The organism is Streptomyces sp. NPDC002817 (assembly GCF_053592055.1).
In genome coordinates, this window is record NZ_JBSFUY010000027.1 from 45,920 (window position 1) to 69,053 (window position 23,134).

The window sequence follows — 23,134 nt, forward strand, 5'->3', positions numbered from 1 at the left end:
CTCCGCCGCGTGGGCGCGACCGGGCCCCACGCAGCACCCCCGGCCGAAACTCAGTGCCCGTTCTGAGCGAGCCTCAACAAGTGCTCGGCCAACGCCTGCCCCCCAGTGGGATCCCGGCTGATCAACATCAACGTGTCGTCACCCGCGATCGTCCCGAGAATGTCATGCAGCTCGGCCTGGTCGATGGCCGACGCCAGGAACTGCGCAGCACCGGGCGGCGTCCGCAGAACGACAAGGTTCGCGGATGCCTCCGCGGAGATCAGCAGCTCCTGGGAGAGCCGCCGCATCCGCTCCTCCTTGGCGGACTCCCCCAGCGGCGCACGAGGAGTACGGAACCCGCCCTCGCTCGGCACCGCGTAGATCAGGTCACCGTCGGTGTTACGGATCTTCACCGCGTTCAGCTCGTCCAGGTCCCGGGAGAGCGTCGCCTGTGTGACGCTCAGCCCGTCGTCGGACAGCAGCTTCGCCAACTGGCTCTGTGAACGGACCGGTTGCCGGTTGAGGATGTCCACGATCCGGCGGTGCCGTGCGGTGCGGGTCTGCGGTACGGCAGGCCCGTGGGTCTGCTCGTGATCCTGCGCCTGGCTCATCGACGTCTCATCTCTCCGGCTCATCCATCCCCGTTGGCCACGTCCAGCACGCCCGGCAGCGCCTGGAGCAGCGCCTCCACCTCGTCGTCGCCGAGGTTCAGCGGCGGCATCAGCCGTACGACATCGGGGGCGGGCGCGTTCACCAGGAAACCGGCGTCCTGAGCCGCCTGCTGCGCCTGGGGCGCGAGCGGCTCGGTGAGCACGATACCCAGGAGGAGGCCGGAGCCCCGGACGTGGGAGATCAGCGGGTGCCCCAGTGCCTCGATCCCGTCGGACAGCGCGGCGTTCTGGCGCTTGACGTTCTCGAGCAGCCCCTCGTTCGCGATGGTGTCGAGCACGGCCAGTCCGGCGGCGCAGGCCACGGGGTTGCCGCCGAAGGTCGTGCCGTGGTGGCCGGGCTGGAGCAGCTCGGCGGCCCGGCCGAAGGCCACGGTCGCGCCGAGCGGCAGGCCGCCGCCGAGCTGCTTGGCGAGGGTGACGACGTCCGGCAGGACGCCCTCGTGGGCCTGGTACTCGAACCAGTGGCCGGTCCGGCCGATACCGGTCTGCACCTCGTCGAGGACGAGGAGCGTGCCGGTGGCCGCGGTGATCGCCCGGGCCGCCTTCAGATAGCCGGCGGGCGGGACGATCACACCGTTCTCGCCCTGGATCGGCTCGATGACGACGAGGGCTGTCTCCTCGGTGACCGCGGCGGCCAGCGCCTGCGCGTCGCCGAACGGCACGTGCGTGACGTCGCCGGGCAGCGGCAGGAAGGGCTCCTGCTTGGCGGGCTGGCCGGTGAGGGCGAGGGCGCCCATGGTCCGGCCGTGGAAGCCGCCGCTGGTGGCGACCATGTGGGTCCGCCCGGTGAGCCGGCCGATCTTGAAGGCGGCCTCGTTGGCCTCGGCGCCGGAGTTGCAGAAGAAGACCTTGCCGTCCCGCCCGAAGTGCTGGAGGAGCCGTTCGGCGAGGGCGACGGTGGGCTCGGCCATGAAGAAGTTGGAGATGTGGCCGATCGAGGCGATCTGCTTGCTGACGGCCTCGACGATCGCCGGGTGGGCGTGGCCGAGCGCGTTGGTGGCGATGCCGCCGACGAAGTCGTAGTACTGCTTGCCCTCGGTGTCCCAGACCTTGAGGCCCGCACCGCGGACGAGGGGCAGCCGGGGGGTGCCGTAGTTGTTCATGAGCGAGCTCTGCCACCGCTGGGTGAGCTCTGCGTTGCTTGCGGTGCCGGTCATTCCCCATCCCCCTCTTCGGCGTCCGGCACGACCATCGTGCCGATGCCCTCGTCGGTGAAGATCTCCAGCAGGATCGAGTGCTGGACCCGCCCGTCGATGACCCGGGCCGTGGTGACGCCGCCTCGCACGGCGTGCAGGCAGCCCTCCATCTTCGGGACCATGCCGGAGCTCAACTCCGGCAGCAGCTTCTCCAGTTGGGAAGCCGTGAGGCGGCTGATCACCTCGTCGCTGTTGGGCCAGTCCTCGTAGAGACCCTCGACGTCCGTGAGGACCATGAGGGTTTCGGCGCCCAGAGCAGCAGCGAGTGCCGCAGCCGCCGTATCAGCATTGACGTTGTAGACATGTCCGTCGTCCTGGCTACGGGCGATCGACGAGACGACCGGGATCCGGCCGTCGGCGAGCAGTGCCTCGATCGCGCCCGTGTCGATCGCGGTGATCTCGCCCACCCGTCCGATGTCGACCAACTCGCCGTCGATCTCGGGCTGGTGCTTGGTGGCGGTGATGGTGTGCGCGTCCTCGCCGGTGAGTCCCACGGCGAGCGGTCCGTGCTGGTTGAGGAGTCCGACGAGCTCGCGCTGGACCCGTCCGGCGAGCACCATCCGCACGACGTCCATGGCGTCCTCGGTGGTGACCCGGAGTCCGGCCTTGAACTCGCTGACGATGCCGGCCTGGTCGAGGGCGGCGCTGATCTGCGGGCCGCCGCCGTGCACGACGACCGGCTTGAGGCCGGCGTGGTGCAGGAAGACGACGTCCTGGGCGAAGGCGGCCTTCAGGTCCTCGTCGATCATGGCGTTGCCGCCGAACTTGATGACGACCGTCTTGCCGTTGTGCCGGACCAGCCAGGGCAGCGCTTCGATGAGGATCTGCGCCTTCGGCAGTGCGGTGTGCTTGCGAGTAGTGCTCATGACGAGTACGCGCTGTTCTCGTGGACGTAGTCGGCGGTGAGGTCGTTGGTCCAGATGGTGGCGGTCTCGGAGCCCGCGGCCAGGTCGGCGACGATGTGCACCTCGCGGTAGCGCATGTCGACCTTGTCGCGGTCCTCGCCGACTCCGCCGTTCTTGCAGACCCAGACGCCGTTGATGGCGACGTTGAGCAGGTCCGGCTCGAAGGCGGCCTGCGTGGTGCCGATCGCGGAGAGCACACGGCCCCAGTTGGGGTCCTCGCCGTGGATGGCGCACTTGAGGAGGTTGTTGCGGGCGATGGAGCGGCCCACCTCGACGGCGTCGGCCTCGGTCGCGGCGTTGACCACCTCGACCTTGATGTCCTTGCTGGCGCCCTCGGCGTCCCGGATGAGCTGCTGGCCGAGGTCGTCGCAGACCTGCCGTACGGCCTCGGCGAACTCCTCGTAGCCGGGGGCGACTTCGGAGGCGCCGGAGGCGAGGAGCAGCACAGTGTCGTTGGTGGACATGCAGCCGTCGGAGTCGACCCGGTCGAAGGTCATCCGGGTGGCGGCCCTCAGGGCCTTGTCCAGGACGTCGCTGTCGAGGTCCGCGTCGGTGGTGAGGACGACGAGCATGGTCGCGAGGCCGGGGGCGAGCATGCCCGCACCCTTGGCCATGCCGCCGACGGTCCAGCCGTCCTTGGTCACGACGGACGTCTTGTGGACGCTGTCGGTGGTCTTGATGGCGATGGCGGCCTTCTCACCACCGTGCTCGCTCAGGGCCTCGGCGGCCGTGGCGACACCCGGCAGCAGCTTGTCCATGGGGAGCAGCACGCCGATCAGGCCGGTGGAGGCGACGGCCACCTCGCCCGCGCCGATGCCGAGGACGTCGGCGACCTTCTCGGCGGTGGCGTGCGTGTCCTGGAAGCCCTTGGGACCCGTACAGGCGTTGGCGCCGCCGGAGTTGAGGACGACGGCCGTCACCTGGCCGGTCTTCAGCACCTGCTCGGACCACAGGACCGGGGCGGCCTTCACGCGGTTGGAGGTGAAGACGCCCGCGGCGGCGCGGCGCGGCCCGGTGTTGACCACGAGGGCCAGGTCCGGGTTGCCGTTCTCCTTGATCCCGGCGGCGATGCCCGCCGCCTGGAATCCCTTGGCTGCCGTGACGCTCACGGTGCGACTCCGATCGTGGAAAGCCCGGTGGACTCGTCGAGTCCGAGGGCGATGTTCATGCTCTGCAGGGCACCGCCCGCGGTGCCCTTGGTCAGGTTGTCGATGGCGCTGATGGCGATGATGCGGCCGGCGGCCTCGTCGTACGCGACCTGGATCTGAACGGCGTTGGAACCGTGGACGGACGCCGTGGCGGGCCACTGCCCCTCGGGGAGCAAGTGGACGAAGGGCTCGTCGGCGAAGGCCTTCTCGTAGGCGGCGCGGACGGACTCGGCGGTGACGCCGTCCCTGGCCTTCGCGCTGCACGTGGCGAGGATGCCGCGGGACATCGGCGCGAGGGTCGGTGTGAAGGAGACGGAGACCGGCTCCCCCGCCGCCCCGCTGAGGTTCTGGATCATCTCGGGCGTGTGCCGGTGGCCGCCGCCGACACCGTACGGCGACATGGAGCCCATGACCTCGGAGCCCAGCAGATTGGCCTTGGGCGCCTTGCCGGCACCGGAGGTCCCGGAGGCGGCGACGATCACGGCCTCGTTCTCGGCGAGTCCGGCGACATAGGCCGGGAAGAGCGCGAGCGAGACGGCGGTCGGGTAGCAACCGGGCACCGCGATGCGCTTGGACCCCTCCAGCGCGGCGCGGGCACCCGGCAGTTCGGGAAGGCCGTACGGCCAGGTTCCGGCGTGCGGGGAGCCGTAGAACGTCTCCCAGTCGGCGGCGTCCTTCAGCCGGAAGTCGGCGCCCATGTCGACGACCAGGACGTCCGGGCCGAGCTGCTCGGCGACGGCGGCGGACTGGCCGTGGGGCAGGGCGAGGAAGACGACGTCGTGACCGGCGAGGACGTCGGCCGTGGTCTCCTGGAGTACGCGGTCGGCCAGCGGCAGCAGGTGTGGCTGGAGCGTGCCCAGCTTCTGCCCGGCATTCGAGTTGCCGGTCAGGGCGCCGATCTCGACCTCGGGGTGCGCCAGGAGCAGCCGCAGGACTTCGCCGCCCGCGTACCCACTCGCTCCGGCCACTGCCGCACGTACCGCCATGGAATCCTCCTCTTGGATGGCATGACTATACGTATCGATGCACGTTTATGCAATCCATGCAGGGTCAGGGCCGGAGCGATCCTTGCCCATGCCGCAGGGCTGCTTAACCTCGACCCGGTGATCGCCATGACGCCGATGACCAGCTTGGACTTGACCGGCTTCACCGAGCGTGAGCCGGGGTGTGGACCGACGCGGCGGGGCTCGCCCAGCTCGTGGCCGGGGCCGGTGGCGGGCTGATCGAGGCGGCGCCCGGTTCCGTGGACGGCATCCCGGCGGTGCGCCAGCTGGTCAGGATGCCGCTGGGCAGCCGGCCCGGGCAGGCGTTCGTCGGCTCATGGACCGTGCCGGGGACAGGGGGGCCGGCACGGTCGTGAAGGTGCAGGCCGCCGCGGGTGCCACGACCGGGACGCGGGAGGCCATGATCATGGCTCAGGTGGGTCCGGCCGGGTACTTCGCGAAGAGTGGGACGCCCGGTTTCCCGACCATCCGCTCACCCTCGTGCGCGCCGCCCTGCACCGGATCACGCCCACGATCACCTTCGACGACCGTTTCAGGGCCCTGCCGCCGTTCGGCGGGCCGGGCACCCCGCAGTCGCTCCCCCACCCGCCGCCGTCCGGGCGCGGCTGGTTCCGGCGCCGCAAGGACGCCTGAGGGACACGGGAGGGCCCGGCGGGTGCGGGCCGGCGTCGCCCGCACCCGCCGGGATCCGCTAGCGCTGCCTGATCCGCAGGAAGGTGACCGAGTTCGCCGGGAAGGTGTACGTGAACCGGTCGGCGACCCCTTCGAACGTGGACCTGACCGGGGTGACCGGTGTCTCGGTCTCCGAGTTCACCGCGTTCGGGTCGGCCGTCAGCGTGGTGACGCGGGCCTTGGACGCGACCTTGGCACCGCCCAGGTCGACCGCCGTACGGGCCGCCGTGGACTGGGCGTTGACGACCTTGACGATCAGGTCGCCGGTCTTCTTGTCCTTGGTCACGACCTGCCGGAACGGCTCGGCCGGCTTGTCGTCGGTGAAGCTGCCCCATTCCTGTCCGTCGAGGTACAGGGTGACCTGGCGGCCCCTCACCTTGATGTCGATGTCGTAGGCACGGCCCGTCTCGACCGACCCGGCCTTGGAGATCAGCGTCGACTTGCCGCCGTCCACGGCCTGCTCGACGGCGGACTGGGTGTTGTTCCAGCCGCCGAGGTTCCACCAGTAGTAGTTGCCGGTGTCCTTGACGCCGAAGGCGACGAGGAAGCCCTCCTTGCCAGACTTCTTGGTGGCCTTCACCTGCAGGTCGTAGTCGTGCCAGCCGGTGTCGCCGGCCGAGACCATGGTGTTCTCGGCGGCCACGTCGGTCTGCACGTACTGACCGTCCTGGACGCTCCAGCTGCCGCCGCCGGTGTGGGTCCACTTCGAGGCGTCACCGGAGAAGTCGTCGCTCAGCAGGGAGTTGCCGTCGGCGTCCGTCACCTTCACGTCGTCGTAGGCCGCCGTGGTCGCCCAGGTGGACAGGCCGACCGCGCCCGCGATGGGGCCTGTCAGCGACGGTGTCCCGGTCGCCGTGGAGGGCACCACGCGGTCGCCGACGTTGGTCATGAACAGTTTCTGGACCTCGTAGTTGGCGGAGTTCCAGGAGGCGTGGTTGTTGAACCAGACGAGGTCCGGCTGCCACTGGACGTAGTCCTCGTTGGCGAACAGCGGGGCGTACGAGGCGAGTTTGACGACGTCCGCGTTGCGCTCCAGGCCGGTCATGAAGGCTGCTTCGGCGAGACCGTTCTTGAAGGCATTGCCCCAGGAGGCGTACTCGCCGAGGAAGACCTTCGGGCCGCTGCGGTCGTAGGAGTCGTAGCGGTCGTTGTTCTGCAGGAACCACTGCGGGCTGTTGTAGTAGTGCTCGTCGACCATGTCGACCTTGGCGTCCTTGTTCAGCTGCCAGGCCGTGTCGAAGGTCGAACCGGCGTCGTCGGGGCCGGAGTTGGAGATGACGGTGATGTCCGGGTACTTGGCCGCGATGGCGGCGCGGAACTCCTTGAACCGGGCGAAGAACTCGACCGGGAGGTTCTCCTCGTTGCCGACCTCGATGTGGGTGAGGTGGAAGGGCTTGGGGTGCCCCATCCGGGCGCGCTTCTTGCCCCAGGTCGAGGTGACCGGGCCGTTGGCGAACTCGATGAGGTCGAGGGTGTCCTGGATGTGCCGCTTGAGCAGCGCCTCGTCGTCGACGGCCTTGTTCTGGCCGCAGCCGGTCACCAGGGCGGGGACGACGGGCAGCGGCATGGCGCCGATGTCCTCGGAGAGGCGGAAGTACTCGTAGTAGCCGATTCCGTAACTCTGGTTGTATCCCCAGAAGTTGGAGTTGGTCGCACGCTCCTCGACCGGGCCGATGGTGTCCTTCCACTGATAGGAGCGCTTGCGCTGGTAGCCGGAGGCCTCGCTGTAGTCCTCCATCGAGCCGGTGTTGACCAGGCAGCCGCCGGGGAAGCGCACGAAGCCCGGGTGGAGGGCGGCGATCTTCTCGGCGAGGTCCTTGCGCAGGCCGTTCGCCTGGTGCTTGTAGGTGTCGCGCGGGAAGAGGGAGACCATGTCGAGGGCGGCCGCGGCCGAGGAAGCGACGGCCAGACGGCCGTTGCTGCTGGTGCGGGTGGCCGTGAAGGTCGCCTTGTACTTGGCCCAGCCGCCCTTCGCGGCGACCTGGCGGGCGGTGGCGAGGCTGCCGTCGGCGTCCTGGAGCGAGACCGTGAGGGTCGTGCCGCTCTCGGCGCGGGCCCACACGGTGAAGTCGTACTTCTTGCCCGCCTCGACGTGGACACCGGTGTTGTATCCGGCGTTGGTCACGGTCGAACCGGCCGCCAGGGAGAGGTAGTTGCGGTTGCGCGCGTTGAGCCGGCCGTCGTCGTTCACGACCTGTCCGGTGCCGTCGACGGTCCAGGAGGTGAGGGGGGTGTACGAGCGGTTGTCGTCGGTGGAGTACTCGAAGGACCGGTTCTGGACGAGCTCGGCGTACAGGCCTCCGTCGGCGGCCCGGTTGATGTCCTCGAAGAAGACGCCGTACATCGTGTCGTCGATCTTCGCGCCCTTGGCGGCCGGGTCGACGGTGATGGCGTAGTCGGCGGCGTCCTCGGCATGGGCCGGGGCCGGAACGAGACCGGCCGCCACGAGGAACGCGGTGGCGGCGAGGCCGAATCTCCAGCGGGTGCGTGACATGGATACTCCGCGGCTCGATCGGGGGAGTTGTTCGAAATATCAGACACTGATCAACACTTCGAACGGCAAGATAGGGAGGGGGATTGGCGAGGTCAACGGGTCGCGCGGTACCGAAAGTGTCGGAAGGGAGGAACGGATGGGCGGATTCTGGCCAGTGCCGGAGGTACTGACGTATCTGGCCGGGAGTTGGCGGGTCGAACGTTCCGTGCGAGACCTGGCGAGCGGGGATGCCGGGCACTTCTCGGGCACGACGGTTTTCGGCCCATGGGACGGCGAAGGGCTGCTGCACCGGGAATCCGGCACCTTCACCTGGCAGGGCGTCACCCGTCCCGCCGAGCGCACCCTGCGCTTCCTGCCCGGGACTTCGGCAGCCGCGGCCGACGTGCGCTTCGCCGACGGCCGCTTCTTCCACGACCTCAACCTGACCACCGGCCACCACGTCACCGACCACCCCTGCGCGGCGGACCTCTACCGCGGCGAGTTCACCGTCCTCGACGAACACCACTGGCGGACGGTGTGGCGGGTGGGCGGCCCCACCAAGGACCTCGTCCTCACGACCGAGTACGAGCGCGATACGACCAACGTGTCACGCGGGAGCTGATCGCCGGACTCCGGCAACGGGCACGCCTTCGCGACCCGGGGCCGGGCCCCCGTAGGCCGAGGCCACACTCACGAGGCCCGGGTCCACACCCGCGAGAGCCGGACCGGCGCCGCACCGAACAGGGACCGGACCCCACCCACGAGGACCGGAACCACGCCCGCACAGCCTGAGTTCACGCACGCGAGACCCGAGCGGACAAGCCGTCCAGCGAACGCCAGGACTACCCCCGCGAGACCCAAACCGGTGCCACACCGGGGACCCGAACCACACCCGCGACGACCCGAACCACACCCGCACAGCCTGAGTTCACGCACGCGAGACCCGAGCGGACAAGCCGTCCGGCGGACGCCAGGACTACCCCCGCGAGACCCAAACCGGTGCCACACCGAACGGAAACCCGTGCCCCACCCGCACAGCCTGAGCGGACAAGCCGTCGGGCGACGACCGGGGTTGCACCCGCGAGGACCGAAGCCGCACCCGCGAGGACCGAAGCCGCACCCGCGAGGGCTCGCGCCACGGCCACGTGGGCCGGGGCCACACGGTGCGGGTTCACGCCCGTGACGGCTGGGCGGGGGTCCCGTCGAAGCGTAGGTTCCAGCGGCCCGAGTGGCCGGTGACGGTGGTCGTGGACAGGGGGCGGACGTCGATGTTCCAGTACGTCGACGGCGGTGCCTTGAGGGCGTACACCAGCGCGGCGCGGACCACCGAGGGCTCGGCTACGGCGACGATACGGCCGCCGTCGCCCACGGGTCGGGTGTCGAGCCAGCCGCCGACCCGGGAGATGAAGGCCAGCAGTGACTCACCGCCGTGCGGGATGCCGCGTGGGTCGGATAGCCAGGCGTCCACCGCCTCCGGTTCGCGCGCCATCGCCTCGCCCAGCGTCAGCCCGCGCCAGCGGCCCATGTCGCAGTCCCGCAGGGCGAGTTGCACGAGCGGGGAATAGCCGAGCGCGTCCCCGGTCGCGCGGCTGCGCGGAGTCGGTGAGCAGTAGCGCAGTTCCGCCGCGGCCAGCGGCAGCAACTCCCCCGCGGCGCGCTGCACCTCGTCCCAGCCGGCCTGGTCGAGCGGCCGGTCGTCCTCGAAGCGCTCCGCGAGCAGCGGGGAGCTGCGGGCGGCGGCGACGAATGTGACCCGAAGTGACATGCGGCGATGGTGAGTGGAGAAAGTGCGCAGGTCAAGAGGCGTTACCCGGGAGTTACGCAGGGTTGGCAAAACCTTACTGCAAGGTCAGGACCTGCCGGACAACTCACCCGAAACGAGGGGCTCTAGTAGAGGTGCGCCATCCACTGGTCCGGGTTCGCGAGCGGCGTGAAGCCGGCCTTCTCGTACACCCCGTGCGCGTCATGCGTGGCGAGCAGAATGCGGCGCAGCCCGAACGGCCGCAGCTCCTCACGTACGGCCTCGACGAGCGCGCTCCCGATCCCCTTGCCCCGCACGGACGGATCGACGTACACATCGCACAGCCACGCGAAAGTGGCCCGGTCGGTGATGATCCGGGCATACGCCACCTGCTCCCCCGAAGCCGTCTCATAGGCCCCGAAGTTGAGCGAACCCTCGATCGCCCGGTCCTGCTTCTCCCGGGGGCGGCCGATCGCCCAGTACGCGTCGGTGGAGAGCCAGTGGTGGACCCGGGCGGCGTCGATACGGTCGGCGTCGGTGGAGATCTCGTAGCCAGTGGCGAGGTCGGTCATGCCGGGATCTTCGCAGGACCGGAAGGCGGGGTCGAACGGTTTCCGGGGGGGGGCGTCGCGCGAGCGCTGGGCGGTCTCGCCTTGCCCCCTGACACCTGACACCTGACACCTGACACCCAGGCTGTTCGCTCCCGCCGAGTTCCCGTGCGGCATCGCCCCGATCCGGCTAGAGCACCTCGTCCGCCGCCGCCCGCAACCGCCGTACCCCCTCCGCGATTTCCCCGACCCCCGCCACCGCCGCGAAGCTCAACCGCACATGGCCCGCCGGCGGCTCCGCGCTGAAGTACGGGCGGCCCGGAGTGATCGCGACCCCCGCGCGCAGGGCGGCCGCCGTCAGGGCGGCCTCTCTCCCGGAGCCGAAGGCCTGGGAGGTGCCCCCGGAACCGTCCGGCAGGCGCAGCCAGAGGTGGTAACCGCCCGACGGGACGTGCGGGAGGGCGAGTTCGGGGAGGTGGAGGCCGAGCGCCGTGGTCATGGCGTCCCGGCGGGTCTTCAAGTCGGCGGAGATCGCCCGCAGATGGCGGGGCCAGGCGGCCGACCCCACGAGTTCCAGCGCCGCCTCCTGCAAGGGGCGGGGCACGAAGAAGGTGTCGACGACCTGGATCGCGCGCAGCCGTTCCAGCACCGGGCCCCGCGCGACGAGCGCGCACACCCGGAAGCTGGGCGAGGTCGCCTTGGTCAGCGAGCACACATGGACGACGACCCCGTCGGCGTCCTCGGCGGCCAGCGGACGCGGCAGTTCGCCCGCGTCCGCGTGCACGAGCCGTCGCACGAAATCGTCCTCGACGACGAACGCGCCGGCCTCGCGCGCGATGCGCAGCACCTCGCCCCGGCGTTCGGGGGCGAGCACGGAACCGGTCGGGTTCTGGAACAGCGGCTGGCAGACGAACACCCGGGCGCCGGTGGCCCGGAAGGCGTCGGCCAGCAGCTCCGGCTTGACCCCGTCCGGGTCGACCGGGACCGGCACGGGCCGCAGCCCGGCCGCTCGGGCGATCGCCAGCATGCCGGGATAGGTGGGCGACTCGACGAGCACCGGGGCCCCGGGCGAGGCCAGCGCACGCAGCGCGATGGTCAGCGCCGACTGCCCGCCGGCGGCGATCAGCACCTCCGCCGCCGTGACGGAGCCGCCGATGCTCCGCGCGAACCACGAGCGCAGCTCCGTCAGCCCTTCCATGGGCGGCCGGCCCCAGGCTCCGGGACGGCGGGCGGCGCGGGAGAGCGCGGCGGCGAGTGCCTGCTCGGGCTGGAGCGAGGGGTGCAGATAGCCGCCGGTGAACTCGATCACCTCGGGCGGCGGCTCGGTGAGGGAGACCAGGACACCGCTCGCGTCCACCGAGCGCGGCACGAGGTCGGTGGCGGCGTCCGCGCTCAGCGCCACCTCCTGCCAGGAGGTGTCCCCCACCGGCGCGACCGTCGTCCGTGGCACCGCCCGGAACACCCCGGCGCCGGGCCGGGTGACGACGAGCCCCTCGGCGGCCAGCTGCGCCAGCGCCCGGGAGACCGTCACCGGGCTCACCCGGTACTGCTCGACCAGGGCCCGACTGGACGGGAGCTTTCCACCCGGTGAGTAGCGGTTCAGTTCACTTCTCAGCCGTTCCACCAGCTCATCGACGCTGCTACGCTCTTGCATGAGAGTACAGAGTAGCGCTACTGACCCGATCACGATAGCGGTCGGCACCAAGCCGAACACCACCGCCGGCACCCTGGTGGCCGCCCTCGGCGTCGTCGCCTTCTCCCTCACCTTCCCCGCGACGGCATGGGGTCTGGAGGGCTTCGGGCCCTGGTCACTGGTCGGGGTGCGGAGCGTGCTCGCCGCGCTGATCGCCGGATCCTGTCTGCTGGCGCTGCGCGTTCCCGTTCCCGCCCGGCACCACCGGGCGGGACTCGCGGTGGTCGCCGGCGGTGTCGTCGTCGGCTTCCCCATGCTCACCACTCTCGCGCTGCGGACCTCGACCACCTCCCACGCCGCCGTGGTGGTCGGTCTGCTCCCGCTCACCACCGCGCTGTTCTCCGCCCTGCGCATGGGCACCCGCCCGTCCCGTACCTTCTGGACGGCCGCCCTCGCGGGCGCGGCCGCGGTCCTCGCCTTCACCGTGCAGCAGAGCGGCGGCACCCTCACCTCCGCCGACCTGTACCTCTTCGGCGCCCTCCTGGTGTGCGCGGCCGGCTACACCGAGGGCGGCCGGCTGGCCAAGGTCATACCGGGCTGGCAGGTCGTCGGCTGGGCACTGGTGCTGTGCCTGCCGTTCTCCGTGCCCGCGACCGTGGTGGCCCTGTCGTACGAACCCGTGCACCTCACCGCGCACAGCGTGACCGGACTGCTGTGGGTCGCGGCGGGCTCGCAGTTCCTCGGCCTGGTGGTCTGGTACCGGGGCATGGCGATGATCGGCATCCCCAAGGCCAGCCAGTTGCAGTTGGCCCAGCCCCTGCTCACACTGGTGTGGTCGGTGCTGCTGCTGGGTGAGCACCTGACGGTGGCCGCCCCGCTGACGGCCGCGGCGGTGCTCGTCTGCATCGCCGTCACCCAGCGGGCGCGAGGCTGAGCGGCGCGCACGGGCCGGTCCCAACCGGGCCCCCGCGCCGTAAACTCAAGGCCACGGACCGCTGCTCCCGCACCTTCGTGAGGAGGACCGACAGATGCGTGCAACCGTGGGCGACCAGCTTGTGCAGCACGGCAGGGTGGTCGGACAGCACGACAAGATCGGCGAGATCGTCGAAGTGATGGGGCAAGGGGGAAGCCCCCCGTACCGCGTCCGCTTCGAGGACGGGCACGTGGGCGTGTGCTCACCCGGCCCCGACACCGAGATCCGGCACAAGGACACCGCGAACTAGGTCAGCGTGAAGGCCTCGCCGGCTGCTGGTAGTGGTCGGCGACCACGCGCGCCATCGCGCCGACGGGATCCGCCGAGACCTCTTTGGCCGCGAAGAAGACATGCCCGCACAGCTCCGGGTGGTCCTTGGCGAGGGTGAGGTGCCGGGACAGTTCGGCGGGGTCCTGCCAGGCGGCCGGCTGGGCCGGATCCCCGGCTTTGTAGAGGGCCTCGCCCAGGTACAGCTTCGTCCTGCTCCCCCGCGCCACATCGGCCCACCAGGGCGCCAGTTTCGCGTAGTCCGCGGCGGCGAAGCCGATGTTCCAGTAGAGCTGTGGCACGAGGTAGTCGATCCAGCCCTGCCGGACCCATTTGCGGGTGTCCGCGTAGTTGTCGTCGTACGACTGCACGCCCGCCTGTGTGCTGGAGCCGAGCGGATCGGTGGCGGCGTTGCGCCACACCCCGAAGGGGCTGATACCGAACCGGGTGGTGGGCCGGGTCTCCCGGATGCGGGCCGCGGTCTCCAGCACCAGCCGGTCGATGTTGTCCCGCCGCCAGTCGGCCCGGGTGGCGAAGCCGCCGCCGTACTCGTCGTAGGCCGCGTCGTCGTCGAAGGTCTGGCCCGCCACCGGGTACGGATAGAAGTAGTCGTCGAAGTGGACCGCGTCCACCGGGTACTTCTCCACCGCGTCCAGGATCGCGTCCTGCACGAAGGAGCGGACCTCGGGCAGCCCGGGGTTGTAGTAGAGCTTCCCGCCGTAGGTCACCACCCACTCCGGGTTCCGGCGGGCGGGGTGGGAGGCGACCAGTTTCGTCGGGTCCGCCTGGAGGGAGATGCGGTACGGGTTGAACCAGGCGTGCAGCTCCAGGCCCCGCTCGTGCGCCTCCCGCACGGCTGTGCCGAGCGGGTCCCAGCCGGGGGACTTGCCCTGGGTGCCGGTGAGGTACTGCGACCAGGGTTCGTACGGCGAGGGCCAGAGCGCGTCCGCGGTGGGCCGCACCTGGAGGATCACCGTGTTGAGACGGTCCGCCACCGCCTTGTCGAGGTGCGTGATCAGCTCGGCGCGCTGCTGGGCGGCGGTCAGCCCGGTCCTGGAGGGCCAGTCGCGGTTGGCCACACTGGCGATCCACACGCCCCGCATCTCGCGGACCTCGCGCGGCCGACGGGCCGGTGCGGCCGAGGCACTGCCCGACGCTGTCGTGGCCGTGGAAAGCAAGGCCAGCCCGAACGCCCGGCGTGACAAACGCCCCATCTTTACACCCCGAAACACGGCGGATCCGCCCGACCGCGGACCGTTCGCGCCCAGGATGCCCGACCCCGCCGATCGATCATCGATACTTTCCAGTAACGTGCACGAACGGAGCAGGGCATCTCCACAAAGAGGCCCCTGCCGAGTCCGTAGACCAGCGAAAGGGACGATGTGACCGACATCGAGCGCGTCGGAGTAGTGGGCTGCGGCCAGATGGGGGCCGGCATCGCCGAGGTCTGCGCCCGTTCCGGACTGGACGTGAAGGTCGCCGAGACCACCGGTGAAGCCCTGGAGATCGGCCGGACCCGGCTGTTCAACTCGCTGACGAAGGCCGCCGAACGCGGCAAGATCAGCGAGGACGAGCGCGACGCCACCCTGGCGCGTCTGTCGTTCACCACCGACCTGGGCGAGTTCTCCGACCGCGATCTGGTGATCGAGGCCGTCGTCGAGAACGAGCAGGTGAAGACCGAGATCTTCCAGGTGCTCGACCAGGTCATGACGCGCCCGGACGCGATCCTCGCCTCCAACACCTCCTCCATCCCCCTGGTGAAGCTTGCGGTCGCCACCTCGCGCCCCGACCACGTCATCGGCATCCACTTCTTCAACCCGGCCCCGGTGCAGAAGCTCGTCGAGCTGATCCCGGCGCTCACCACGTCCGAGGGCACGATCAGCCGCGCCCAGGGCTTCGCCGAGAAGCTGCTCGGCAAGCACGCGATCCGCGCCCAGGATCGCTCCGGGTTCGTGGTCAACGCGCTGCTCGTGCCGTATCTGCTCTCCGCCATCCGGATGTTCGAGTCGGGCATCGCGGGCCGCGAGGACATCGACAACGGCATGGAGATGGGCTGCGCCCACCCGATGGGCCCGCTGAAGCTGTCCGACCTGATCGGTCTGGACACGATCGTCTCCATCGCCAATTCGATGTACGACGAGTACAAGGAACCGCTCTACGCCGCTCCCCCGCTGCTCCAGCGCATGGTCGACGCCGGCCGCCTGGGCCGCAAGTCCGGTTCCGGCTTCTATACCTACGGCTGACAGCGCTCGCCTGACATCTCCCGGCAGCGTGCACAGTGCCCGTTACAGGGTGCCGATTACACAGTGCGACGAACACGGGCCCGGCACTCTTCGGAGCGCCGGGCCCGCGGTATTCACACACCGTGTGCGCGCCGGGCCCGCATATGCCCGTCGCACACGCTCCCCACGCGTCCACCAGGCGAGTTGACTCTTCATGCGCATGCAAGGGATGTGACGACTACGGAAAGGAGCGGACTCGTGACCGCCGACCCGGAGCATCCCGTGGTCCATGGAGAACTCGCAGAGTTACGCCGCCGACTCGATGTCGCGTACGCGCGCGTCGAGGGAGGGCTCGCTCTGCTCAGCCATCGCACGGAGGAGACGGACAAGGAACTGGACGACCTCAGCGCACGCCTCGTCGTACTGGAGCACGCCCGTTGGCCGCTGCCCGCCGTCGCGGCCGTCACGGCCGTGGGCGCGCTGATCGCGACGGTCTGGCAGGCCATCGGACACTAGGGCGCGGGACGCGGTGGGGGGATTCAGGGCAAGGCGTCCTGCCCGAGCCTGAGATGGTGCAACAGGAGTAGCGCGGCCGCCATGTTGGCGGCCGGGACCTCCCCTCGGGCGACCATGTCGGGGACGAGCTTGAGGGGGACCCATTCCCGACGGTCCGACTCGAAGTCGTCCACGGGATGTCCGACGTACTCGCCCTCCTCGGCCCAGTAGATGTGGTGCCGGGCGTCGGTGAGTCCGTTGGACGGTTCCACGCTCATGAGGTGGTGCAGAGGTCCCGGTCGCCAGCCGGTCTCTTCCTCGAGTTCCCTGGCGGCCGCGCACACGATGTCCTCGCCGTCCTCGACGACGCCCGCGGCCAGTTCCCACCCCCAACTGTCGGTGATGAAGCGGTGGCGCCACAGGAGGAGGACCTCATTGGCCGCGTTCACCACCGTGGCCACGGCGACGGGCCGCAGCCGTATCAAAAAGTGATCGAGGTGCCGACCGTCCGGCAGCTCGACATCCGCGAGGTTGACGCTGAACCAGCGGTTTTCATACACAGTTTGTTCGTTCTGTTTCGTCCACTGCACGGTTCTGCCACCTTCCGCTGAGTAAGTGGCAATATCGCAGCAGGAGCAGTTCGGCAGCAGACGCAGAACGACCTCTCACAGCTGCGGCGCAGTGTGTCGACAGGGGTTTACAGCGGTACGCGCAGAGCTCCGTCGATGAGTTCGGCTGCCTCGGAGGTGCCCGCGCAGCCGCTGCGGACCAGGTGTTCGCGTACCGCGCGGAGTCTGTCGCGCAGGCGCTGGGACTCCATTCCGCGGGCCTGTTCGGCCATCTGCACCGCGGTGGCCACCGCCTTGTCGGCGTTGCCCTGACGCAGCTCGATCGTGCTCAGCATCGCGAGCCGGTGCACCCGGCCCCGGTCGTGGGCCGGGTTGTCGACGGCCACGGAGGCATGCTCCCGCGCCGCCACCAGCTCGCCGAGGCTGAGCAAGGCCTCCGCCACCTGGACATTGACCAACCCCGGCTGGACATAGCCGGTTTCGTCGGGTTCGTATCCACGCCGGATGCGTTCGGCGGCCTGCTCGGCACGCCGGATGCAGGACAGTGCGCTCGTGCCGTCGCCGAGGTGCGCGTACGCCTTCGCCTGCATCGCGTACAGGTCGGAGGCGAGCGCGGGGGTGATGTGCCGGCCCGCGGCACGCAGTGCGGCCTCCGCGAAGGCGACGGCCTGCCGGTTCTCCCGCATGAACAGCGACTGGTTGACGAGGAGCGCGATCACATAGGCGCCAAGTCCTCTGTCCCCGCTGGCCTTCGCCAGACGCAGCGCCTGATGGAAGTACCGCTGGGCCAGGCCGTGCGCGTCGGAGTCATAGGCGCAGATCCCGGCGACGGCCACCAACCCGCCCGTGGCCCGGTGCAGTTGACGGCCGGTCTCGTCGGTGTAGCTGCCGCGCAGCAGCGGGGCGGCCTCGGCGTTGAGGAAGCCCACGATCCGGGTGCGGGTCGCGATGCCGCCGGCCTTCCGGTACATCTGCTCGTAGTGCGTACGGGCGGCGCGCAGCATCTCCAGGTCGCCGGCGGTGACCCGGTGCCGCCCGCCACGCGACACATCGACGTCCTCGGGCGGGTTCTCCCACTCCCACACCGGCATGACGGCGGGTGTGCCGGTGACCGCGGGGGCACCCAGTATGTGTGGCCGCTGCTGCTCGTCGGAGCGCCACAGGGCGGTGGCCCGTTCCACGAACCCGGACAGCGAGGTGCCGTGCGGGGCGGAGGGTTCACCGGGGACACCGAGGCCGATGTCGTCGAGGTTGACGGTCCGGTGCAGCCGGGCGGCGAGCACCTCGCAGATCAGGTCGGGCACCTGACCGCGGGGGCGCTGGCCCTTCAACCACCGTGCTACGGCGGTGTGTTCGTACCGGAGCGCGAGCCCGCGCGCACGTCCGGCCTGGTTCACGTGCGCGGCCAACCCCGCGTGCGAGATTCCCGCTTCGTCCAGGATCGCGTCGAGCAGAGTGTTGGGCTGCATATATGCCCCCCGGATGGCTCGGTGCCGTCAGAGTAGTGGGTGTGGCTTCACACGGGGTGTGAACGGAGTGCTCGAATCCGCAGCGTGCGCGCACTGTCGCGCAGAGTTTCCAGCCGGTTGACTGAAATGCCTCGCAAGAGGCCGGCCGGGCCGCCGGCTCCCCCTCGTACAGTGCGGCGGCCCGAATCCGCGCCGTCCGCCCAGCTGCCTGCCCGACACTCCGTGGCGGGGCGGACGGCTCCGCCGGTCGGGCCGAGCGACTGAACGCCGTTGCGCTAAAGGTGCGTTGTCGGCAGCGGGTGCGTGGTGGCCGGTCGCACAGTTCCCCGCGCACCCGAGGTGCGATGCAGTTGCCGATCGTTTCGCAGTACGAGTAGAGCGATGTCGTCCGTCGGGGCTCCCGCCGCGTGGCGCAGCAGGCCCGCGAAGACCGAGCCCAGTACCGCCTGGGGGTTCTCGCCCGCGGCCTTCGCCAGTGCCCCCGGCAGGGAGAAGAACCGGCCATGAGCGTCTCTGGCGTCCTCCGCTCCGTCCGTGTGGAGGACCAGGCTCTCGCCGGGGAGGAGGAAACCGCATTGCATGGGCGGCAGTTCCGGCGGGAGCGGGAACGGTCCGAGCGGAGGGAGAGGGTCCGCTCGGGTCAGGGGGTCGACTCGCGCGCCGCTCAGCAGGTACGGCCACGGGTGGCCGCAGTTCAGTGCGCATACGTCGCCGTCCCGGCCGATCTCCAGGAGCAGTACGGTGACGAACTCCTCGGCGACCGGGTCGTCGTCCCGGGCCCGCTCGCGCAAGTGTCTGCCCAGCGCGCGCTCCAACCGGCGCAGCACACCGCCGAGTTCGGGTTCGTCGTGGACGGCCTCGCGGAAGCTGCCGAGTACGGCGGCGACGGTACCGAGAGCCGCGAGGCCATGCCCGCGGACATCGCCCATGACGACCCGTACGCCGTGCTCAGTGGCGATCACCTCGTACAGGTCACCGCCGACAGAGGCACCGCGGTCCGCGGAGAGCTGGGCGGCGGCGATGTCCAGTCCCTCGACGCGCGGCGGGAGCGGTCGCAGCAGGGCACTCTGCGCGGCACCGGCGACCTGCCGGATCTGCCGGAGTTCGCGCAGCAGCGCATGCCGGACGTGAAGTATCAGCCCGGTGCCGACAGCGAAGAACACCGCACTGGTCGCGAGGCGTGCCTCGAAGCCGGTCTGCTGGGCGAGCGGGCAGGTCAGCTTGTACGTGACCGCCACGGCACCCCACGCGGTGGGCAACCCCAGCGAGAGCACCCTGCGGGGAACCCGACCCCTGATACGGATCATGCCGATGGCCCCCCAATAGGCCCAGACAGCACAGAAGGACCGACCCCGAAAGGCCGGTCCGATTCTGTCGACAGCATGACCCGGAAGGACCAGATCACCGGCAAACGTCACCCTATTGAGTGAGGTGACCGTATGCCGCCAGGGGCGCGGGCAACTGCGCGGCCAGCCACAGCCCACCCGCACCCGGCATCAGCCGCGCAGCACCGCTCCCGTGCGCTCACCCGCAAGAGCAACAGCCGCATCCCGCGCGGCCGAAGCCTCATCCACGGTCAGAGTGCGATCAGCCGCCCGGAACCGCAGCGCATACGCGAGCGACTTCTTGCCATCACCCAGCTGCTCCGCGTTCTCGTACACGTCGAAGAGCCGGATCGCCTCAAGAAGCGAACCCGCACCCTCACGCAACGCGGCCTCGACATCGGCGTGCGGCACGAACTGGTCCACGACCAGCGCCACATCCTGCGTGGCGACGGGGAACGTGGAGATGCTCGGCGCCTGAGGCGTGTCGTCGCCGACGGCCTCCAGCGCATCGAGGTCCAGCTCCATCGCGGAGGTACGCGCGGGCAGCCCGAACGCCTTCACGACCCGCGGGTGCAGCTCACCGGCGTGCCCGACGACCTTCTCGACGCCCTCGGCGACGACCACGAGCTCGGCGCACCGCCCCGGGTGCCACGGCCCGTACTGCCCGCCACGGACGACCAGTTCGACCCCGGCCTCACGGGCGACGCCCCGCGCCGCCTCGACCGCGTCGGCCCAGTCGGCCGGACGACCCTTGCCCCACCAGCCGGCCTGCTCACGGGCGCCCGCGATAACAGCACCCACATGCCGCGGCTGCGAAGGCAACGCGGCGTTCAGCGAGGCGAGTTCGTCGTCGGTGGGACGCCGGTCGACAGGCAGGTGGTTCGCCGCGACCCGCTGCTCCTCGCGCGGCTGGAACACCAGCCCCGTCTCGAAGAGCGCGAGGTCGTGCGAGCCCCGCCCGTCGTTGCGCCGCAGCGCACCCAGCAGACCCGGCAGCAGCGACGTACGGAGCGCGGGCTCCTCGTCGTTGAGCGGGTTCGTCAGCTTGACGACACGGCGGGCCGGGTCGTCGGCCTCCAGCAGGAGCTGGTCGAAGACCTGCTCGCCGATGAAGGGGTAGTTCGGCGCCTCGACGAACCCGGCACCGGCCAGCGCCCGGCCGACGCGGCGGTGCAGCCGCTGCCGGTGGGTGAGGCCGCGGCCCGACGGGGGCTTGGGCAGCGTGGAGGGCAGGTTCTCGTAGCCCTCCAGGCGGATGACCTCTTCGGCCAGGTCGTTGACCTCGGTGAGGTCGGGACGCCAGGACGGCACGGTGACGATCAGCTCGTCCTGCCCGTACACATCGCAGCCGACCTGCTGGAGACGGCGTACGACGGTCTCGCGGCCGTACTCCACACCCGCGACCTTGTCCGGGTGGTCGGCCGGGACGGCGATGGTGTGCGGCGCGGACGGCGTGGCGACCTCGGTGACACCGGCGTCGGCGGTGCCGCCCGCGAGCAGCACGAGGAGGTCGACGGTCCGCTGGGCCGCGGCCGCGGCGGCCGCCGGGTCGACACCGCGCTCGAAGCGCCGGGACGCCTCGGAGGAGAGCTTGTGGCGCCGGGCCGTACGGGCGATGGAGACCGCGTCGAAGTGCGCGGCCTCGATGACCACGTCGGTCGTGCCTTCGCCTTCCTCGTGGTCGGCGATCTCGGTGTTCGCGCCGCCCATGACACCCGCGAGGCCGATCGGGCCGCGCTCGTCGGTGATGACCAGGTCCTCGGCGTGCAGCTTCCGCTTGGCACCGTCGAGGGTGACGATCTCCTCGCCCTCACCGGCCCGGCGGACGCCGATGGTGCCCTGGACCAGCTTGCGGTCGTAGGCGTGCAGCGGCTGACCGAGCTCCATCATCACGTAGTTGGTGATGTCGACGGCGAGCGAGATCGGGCGCATGCCGACCTTCTGCAGCCGGCGCTGGAGCCAGAGCGGGGAGCGGGCCTCGGGGCTCAGTCCGGACACGGTGCGGGCGGTGAAGCGGTCGCAGCCGAGCGGCTCGGAGACCTGCACCGGGTAGCCGTACGCGTTGGGGCCCGGGACGTCCAGGAGCGCCGGGTCGCGCAGCGGCAGGCCGTAGGCGATGGCGGTCTCGCGGGCGACGCCGCGGATGGACAGACAGTCGCCGCGGTTGGCGGTGACGGCGATGTCCAGGACCTCGTCGACCAGTTCCAGGAGCTCGATGGCGTCCTTGCCGACCTCGGTCTCCGGCGGCAGCACGATGATGCCGTGGCTGCCGTCGTCGCCCATGCCCAGCTCGTCGCCGGAGCAGATCATGCCGTGGGACGTCTTGCCGTACGTCTTGCGCGCGGAGATCGAGAAGCCGCCCGGCAGGGTGGCGCCGGGGAGGACCACGACGACCTTGTCGCCGACGGCGAAGTTGCGGGCGCCGCAGACGATCTCCTGGGGCTCGCCGGTGCCGTTGGCCTGGCCGACGTTCACGGTGCAGAAGCGGATGGGCTTCTTGAACTCGGTCAGCTCCTCGATGGTCAGCACCTGGCCGACGACGAGGGGACCCTTGAGGTCGGCACCGAGGTGCTCGACGGACTCGACCTCGAGGCCGGCCGAGATGAGCTTGGCCTGGACGTCGCGGCCGGTTTCGGTCGCCGGCAGGTCGACGTACTCCCGCAGCCAAGAAAGCGGGACCCGCATCAGATCTCCATCCCGAACGGCCGAGTGAACCGGACGTCACCCTCGACCATGTCTCGCATGTCTTCGACGTTGTGGCGGAACATCAGCATCCGCTCGATGCCGAACCCGAAGGCGAACCCGCTGTACTTCTCCGGGTCGACGCCACAGGCGGTCAGCACCTTGGGGTTGACCATGCCGCAGCCGCCGAGCTCGATCCAGCCCTCGCTGGAGCAGGTGCGGCAGGGGCGGTCGGGGTTGCCGACGGACTCGCCGCGGCAGACGTAGCAGACCATGTCCATCTCGGCGGACGGCTCGGTGAAGGGGAAGAAGTTCGGCCGCAGCCGGGTCTTCATGCCCTCGCCGAACAGGGCCTGGACCATGTGGTCCATCGTGCCCTTGAGGTCGGCCATGGTGAGGCCCTCGTCGACGGCCAGCAGCTCGACCTGGCGGAAGACCGGCGTGTGCGTCGCGTCCAGCTCGTCGGTGCGGTAGACGACACCGGGACAGATCACGTACACCGGCAGCTCACGGTCGAGCAGCGAGCGGATCTGCACGGGCGAGGTGTGGGTGCGCAGCACGACGCCGGACTCGGTGCCGCCCTCCGGGCCCTGCACGAAGAAGGTGTCGGCCTCGCCGCGGGCCGGGTGGTCCGGGCCGATGTTGAGGGCGTCGAAGTTGAACCACTCGGCCTCGACCTGCGGGCCCTCGGCGACCTCGTAGCCCATGGCCACGAAGACGTCCTCGATGCGCTCCGACAGGGTGGTGAGCGGGTGGCGGGCGCCGGCCGGTACGCGGTCGTACGGCAGCGTGACGTCCACCGACTCCTCGACCAGGACGCGCGCGTCGCGCTCGGCCTCGAGCTCGGTCTGACGGCCTGCGAGCGCCTTGTTCACGGCGCCGCGGGCCTGTCCGACGAGCTTTCCGGCGGCGGCCTTGGCCTGCGGGGGCAGGGCGCCGATCTCGCGGTTGGCGAGGGCCAGCGGCGAGGTGCCGCCGGTGTGGGCGACCTTGGCCTCCTGGAGCGCGTCGAGGGAGTCCGCGGCGGCGAAGGCGGCGAGCGCCTCGTCCCGCATGCGCTCGATCTCTTCTGGCTTCAACGCCTCGACCTCTACTGGGTCGTACGACTTGTTCGGTGCCGACATCTCTTCCCGTGCTTCCGATTGGCTGGCTGAAGGTCCCC

Annotated in this window: 22 protein-coding genes; 7 read left to right on the forward strand and 15 right to left on the reverse strand. The window is 70.3% G+C overall.

Annotated features, from left to right (window positions below; translation table 11 throughout):
- Window positions 1–50: 50 nt before the first annotated feature.
- The 5 genes from ACWD3I_RS36140 to argC are packed head-to-tail and all read right to left on the reverse strand — an operon-like array spanning window position 51 to window position 4,885.
- Entirely contained in the window at window positions 51–590 is a 540-nt protein-coding gene (locus ACWD3I_RS36140) for an arginine repressor (RefSeq protein ID WP_046261502.1), read from the reverse strand.
- 20 nt (window positions 591–610) lie between these two features.
- Window positions 611–1,807 carry an acetylornithine transaminase gene (locus tag ACWD3I_RS36145; RefSeq protein WP_365395495.1) on the reverse strand — a complete coding sequence of 399 codons (1,197 nt, stop codon included), beginning with the start codon at window positions 1,805–1,807 and terminating at the stop codon, window positions 611–613.
- Window positions 1,804–2,712, reverse strand: coding sequence for an acetylglutamate kinase (gene argB / locus ACWD3I_RS36150; RefSeq protein WP_365395498.1), 909 nt, complete (start codon window positions 2,710–2,712; stop codon window positions 1,804–1,806). The genes ACWD3I_RS36145 and argB overlap by 4 nt, the downstream gene beginning before the upstream one ends.
- A complete protein-coding gene (gene argJ, locus ACWD3I_RS36155) occupies window positions 2,709–3,860 on the reverse strand; it encodes a bifunctional glutamate N-acetyltransferase/amino-acid acetyltransferase ArgJ (protein WP_365395501.1) in 1,152 nt (383 codons plus the stop codon). The genes argB and argJ overlap by 4 nt, the downstream gene beginning before the upstream one ends.
- Entirely contained in the window at window positions 3,857–4,885 is a 1,029-nt protein-coding gene (gene argC, locus ACWD3I_RS36160; RefSeq protein WP_365395504.1) for an N-acetyl-gamma-glutamyl-phosphate reductase, read from the reverse strand. Before argC ends, argJ begins: the two co-directional genes overlap by 4 nt.
- 179 nt (window positions 4,886–5,064) lie before the next feature.
- Between argC and ACWD3I_RS36165 the strand changes: the two genes are divergently transcribed.
- A complete protein-coding gene (locus ACWD3I_RS36165) occupies window positions 5,065–5,259 on the forward strand; it encodes a hypothetical protein (protein WP_365395507.1) in 195 nt (64 codons plus the stop codon).
- A gap of 124 nt (window positions 5,260–5,383) precedes the next feature.
- Window positions 5,384–5,536, forward strand: a complete 153-nt coding sequence (locus tag ACWD3I_RS36170; protein WP_365395510.1) for a hypothetical protein — start codon at window positions 5,384–5,386, stop codon at window positions 5,534–5,536.
- Window positions 5,537–5,594: 58 nt separating this feature from the next.
- On the opposite strand, the gene ACWD3I_RS36175 is transcribed toward ACWD3I_RS36170, so the two are convergent.
- Window positions 5,595–8,069: an alpha-L-arabinofuranosidase C-terminal domain-containing protein gene (locus tag ACWD3I_RS36175; RefSeq protein WP_365395512.1), complete on the reverse strand. Its 2,475-nt coding sequence runs from the start codon at window positions 8,067–8,069 to the stop codon at window positions 5,595–5,597.
- A 136-nt stretch (window positions 8,070–8,205) separates the two neighbouring features.
- Between ACWD3I_RS36175 and ACWD3I_RS36180 the strand changes: the two genes are divergently transcribed.
- A complete protein-coding gene (locus tag ACWD3I_RS36180) occupies window positions 8,206–8,670 on the forward strand; it encodes a DUF6314 family protein (protein ID WP_365395515.1) in 465 nt (154 codons plus the stop codon).
- A 549-nt stretch (window positions 8,671–9,219) separates the two neighbouring features.
- On the opposite strand, the gene ACWD3I_RS36185 is transcribed toward ACWD3I_RS36180, so the two are convergent.
- The 3 genes from ACWD3I_RS36185 to ACWD3I_RS36195 all read right to left on the reverse strand — a co-directional run bounded on the left by ACWD3I_RS36185 (window position 9,220) and on the right by ACWD3I_RS36195 (window position 11,991).
- The gene (locus ACWD3I_RS36185) at window positions 9,220–9,813 is read right to left on the reverse strand and encodes a histidine phosphatase family protein (protein ID WP_365395518.1); all 594 of its coding nucleotides are present in this window, start codon (window positions 9,811–9,813) and stop codon (window positions 9,220–9,222) included.
- Window positions 9,814–9,935: 122 nt separating this feature from the next.
- Window positions 9,936–10,361, reverse strand: coding sequence for a GNAT family N-acetyltransferase (locus ACWD3I_RS36190; RefSeq protein WP_365395521.1), 426 nt, complete (start codon window positions 10,359–10,361; stop codon window positions 9,936–9,938).
- A 166-nt stretch (window positions 10,362–10,527) separates the two neighbouring features.
- Complete coding sequence (locus tag ACWD3I_RS36195; protein ID WP_365395525.1) at window positions 10,528–11,991, reverse strand: aminotransferase-like domain-containing protein; 1,464 nt, start codon at window positions 11,989–11,991, stop codon at window positions 10,528–10,530.
- On the opposite strand from ACWD3I_RS36195, the gene ACWD3I_RS36200 reads away from it, so the two are divergent.
- Window positions 11,990–12,904 carry a DMT family transporter gene (locus ACWD3I_RS36200; RefSeq protein ID WP_365395528.1) on the forward strand — a complete coding sequence of 305 codons (915 nt, stop codon included), beginning with the start codon at window positions 11,990–11,992 and terminating at the stop codon, window positions 12,902–12,904. The two genes, ACWD3I_RS36195 and ACWD3I_RS36200, sit on opposite strands and share 2 nt — an antisense overlap.
- Before the next feature lie 94 nt (window positions 12,905–12,998).
- Entirely contained in the window at window positions 12,999–13,193 is a 195-nt protein-coding gene (locus ACWD3I_RS36205) for a DUF1918 domain-containing protein (RefSeq protein ID WP_365395531.1), read from the forward strand.
- Window position 13,194: 1 nt separating this feature from the next.
- Here ACWD3I_RS36205 and ACWD3I_RS36210 read toward each other — a convergent pair whose 3' ends face one another.
- On the reverse strand, window positions 13,195–14,424 hold the full coding sequence (locus tag ACWD3I_RS36210; protein WP_365395533.1) for a glycoside hydrolase family 10 protein: 1,230 nt from the start codon (window positions 14,422–14,424) through the stop codon (window positions 13,195–13,197).
- A gap of 168 nt (window positions 14,425–14,592) precedes the next feature.
- Between ACWD3I_RS36210 and ACWD3I_RS36215 the strand changes: the two genes are divergently transcribed.
- Entirely contained in the window at window positions 14,593–15,453 is an 861-nt protein-coding gene (locus ACWD3I_RS36215) for a 3-hydroxybutyryl-CoA dehydrogenase (protein ID WP_365395536.1), read from the forward strand.
- Between the two features lie 237 nt (window positions 15,454–15,690).
- A complete protein-coding gene (locus tag ACWD3I_RS36220) occupies window positions 15,691–15,948 on the forward strand; it encodes a hypothetical protein (RefSeq protein ID WP_266894800.1) in 258 nt (85 codons plus the stop codon).
- A 23-nt stretch (window positions 15,949–15,971) separates the two neighbouring features.
- On the opposite strand, the gene ACWD3I_RS36225 is transcribed toward ACWD3I_RS36220, so the two are convergent.
- The 5 genes from ACWD3I_RS36225 to pheS all read right to left on the reverse strand — a co-directional run bounded on the left by ACWD3I_RS36225 (window position 15,972) and on the right by pheS (window position 23,096).
- Window positions 15,972–16,517, reverse strand: coding sequence for an NUDIX hydrolase (locus ACWD3I_RS36225; protein ID WP_365395539.1), 546 nt, complete (start codon window positions 16,515–16,517; stop codon window positions 15,972–15,974).
- A gap of 107 nt (window positions 16,518–16,624) precedes the next feature.
- Window positions 16,625–17,965 carry a hypothetical protein gene (locus ACWD3I_RS36230; RefSeq protein ID WP_046261484.1) on the reverse strand — a complete coding sequence of 447 codons (1,341 nt, stop codon included), beginning with the start codon at window positions 17,963–17,965 and terminating at the stop codon, window positions 16,625–16,627.
- A 275-nt stretch (window positions 17,966–18,240) separates the two neighbouring features.
- Window positions 18,241–19,272, reverse strand: a complete 1,032-nt coding sequence (locus ACWD3I_RS36235) for a PP2C family protein-serine/threonine phosphatase (protein WP_365395544.1) — start codon at window positions 19,270–19,272, stop codon at window positions 18,241–18,243.
- A 189-nt stretch (window positions 19,273–19,461) separates the two neighbouring features.
- The gene (gene pheT, locus ACWD3I_RS36240; RefSeq protein ID WP_365395547.1) at window positions 19,462–21,975 is read right to left on the reverse strand and encodes a phenylalanine--tRNA ligase subunit beta; all 2,514 of its coding nucleotides are present in this window, start codon (window positions 21,973–21,975) and stop codon (window positions 19,462–19,464) included.
- The gene (pheS, locus tag ACWD3I_RS36245; protein ID WP_171142657.1) at window positions 21,975–23,096 is read right to left on the reverse strand and encodes a phenylalanine--tRNA ligase subunit alpha; all 1,122 of its coding nucleotides are present in this window, start codon (window positions 23,094–23,096) and stop codon (window positions 21,975–21,977) included. The genes pheT and pheS overlap by 1 nt, the downstream gene beginning before the upstream one ends.
- Between the last annotated feature and the right edge of the window lie 38 nt (window positions 23,097–23,134).

What these genes read in the sequence shown, in the direction of transcription:
- ACWD3I_RS36205 (WP_365395531.1), top strand. Translation starts at nt 12,999, where the DNA reads ATGCGTGCAACCGTGGGCGACCAGCTTGTGCAGCACGGCAGGGTGGTC.
- pheT (WP_365395547.1), bottom strand. Translation starts at nt 21,975, where the DNA reads ATGCGGGTCCCGCTTTCTTGGCTGCGGGAGTACGTCGACCTGCCGGCG.
- ACWD3I_RS36235 (WP_365395544.1), bottom strand. Translation starts at nt 19,272, where the DNA reads ATGATCCGTATCAGGGGTCGGGTTCCCCGCAGGGTGCTCTCGCTGGGG.
- ACWD3I_RS36140 (WP_046261502.1), bottom strand. Translation starts at nt 590, where the DNA reads ATGAGCCAGGCGCAGGATCACGAGCAGACCCACGGGCCTGCCGTACCG.
- ACWD3I_RS36145 (WP_365395495.1), bottom strand. Translation starts at nt 1,807, where the DNA reads ATGACCGGCACCGCAAGCAACGCAGAGCTCACCCAGCGGTGGCAGAGC.
- argC (WP_365395504.1), bottom strand. Translation starts at nt 4,885, where the DNA reads ATGGCGGTACGTGCGGCAGTGGCCGGAGCGAGTGGGTACGCGGGCGGC.
- ACWD3I_RS36210 (WP_365395533.1), bottom strand. Translation starts at nt 14,424, where the DNA reads ATGGGGCGTTTGTCACGCCGGGCGTTCGGGCTGGCCTTGCTTTCCACG.
- ACWD3I_RS36185 (WP_365395518.1), bottom strand. Translation starts at nt 9,813, where the DNA reads ATGTCACTTCGGGTCACATTCGTCGCCGCCGCCCGCAGCTCCCCGCTG.
- ACWD3I_RS36175 (WP_365395512.1), bottom strand. Translation starts at nt 8,069, where the DNA reads ATGTCACGCACCCGCTGGAGATTCGGCCTCGCCGCCACCGCGTTCCTC.
- ACWD3I_RS36200 (WP_365395528.1), top strand. Translation starts at nt 11,990, where the DNA reads ATGAGAGTACAGAGTAGCGCTACTGACCCGATCACGATAGCGGTCGGC.
- argB (WP_365395498.1), bottom strand. Translation starts at nt 2,712, where the DNA reads ATGAGCACTACTCGCAAGCACACCGCACTGCCGAAGGCGCAGATCCTC.
- ACWD3I_RS36230 (WP_046261484.1), bottom strand. Translation starts at nt 17,965, where the DNA reads ATGCAGCCCAACACTCTGCTCGACGCGATCCTGGACGAAGCGGGAATC.
- ACWD3I_RS36180 (WP_365395515.1), top strand. Translation starts at nt 8,206, where the DNA reads ATGGGCGGATTCTGGCCAGTGCCGGAGGTACTGACGTATCTGGCCGGG.
- ACWD3I_RS36195 (WP_365395525.1), bottom strand. Translation starts at nt 11,991, where the DNA reads ATGCAAGAGCGTAGCAGCGTCGATGAGCTGGTGGAACGGCTGAGAAGT.
- ACWD3I_RS36190 (WP_365395521.1), bottom strand. Translation starts at nt 10,361, where the DNA reads ATGACCGACCTCGCCACTGGCTACGAGATCTCCACCGACGCCGACCGT.
- pheS (WP_171142657.1), bottom strand. Translation starts at nt 23,096, where the DNA reads ATGTCGGCACCGAACAAGTCGTACGACCCAGTAGAGGTCGAGGCGTTG.